Source organism: Alistipes sp. DJF_B185 (assembly GCF_964250025.1).
Classification (GTDB): domain Bacteria; phylum Bacteroidota; class Bacteroidia; order Bacteroidales; family Rikenellaceae; genus Alistipes; species Alistipes finegoldii.
In genome coordinates, this window is record NZ_CAXUDY010000094.1 from 1 (window position 1) to 661 (window position 661).

Annotated in this window: 1 protein-coding gene; it reads right to left on the bottom strand. The window is 58.5% G+C overall.

Annotation, left to right across the window (positions count from 1 at the left end; all coding sequences use genetic code 11):
- Positions 1-169: 169 nt before the first annotated feature.
- On the bottom strand, positions 170-661 hold a 492-nt coding region (locus ACESTR_RS16370; RefSeq protein ID WP_373179466.1), incomplete at its 5' end, for a hypothetical protein.

Below are 661 nucleotides of genomic sequence, written 5' to 3' on the forward strand. Positions count from 1 at the left end.
ATCATGAAAATTGCTCTTTTTTTCATCGTTCAAGTAGTTTGGTTAAGGGTGTGAAAAAGGCCGCAGCCTGCTTTGGGAGCATTCTGCGACCGGATACATCGTATTTCCTGCTGCGGAAAAGGCGTCAGCCGTATTCGTTATTCCATTTCATGTCGTAGGTCGTTTTTAATTAAGCATAGGCCCGGATGTCGAAGTTGGCGATGGCCTGCCGTTCCTCGGCCGTGGCATCGCCCATGACGGCGCTCTCTCCGAAGTCCAGCTCTCCGAGCATCGCATGAACCTCCGCGTCACGGAGTTCTGCTCTGGCGGGGAGAGCCGGAAGCGGGAATCGGGCGCCGGCGGGCGCTTCGGGCTCCGCAAGTTCGCCGTCTTCGCCGATCGGGGGCTGCACGACAAGGGTGTTCCACCCCTGCATCGCGGACTTCTCTTCCGAAGCCGGGGCAAATATAGCATCTCCGCCTGCCGGGGCGGTGCCGATGTCCGCTCCAGTCCGCTCCAGTCCGCACCGATAGGATTTCGAGACCAGAATTTCCGGGGTCTGACGGGCTAAAGAGCCGGCCTTCGGTGTGTGAGGGGCAGCATCGTGCCCGGTGTGTTTTTTCTTCGGGCCTTTCAGATTGTCGACGACATATGACGCGAGCCGCCCCCGGAAAAACAACTG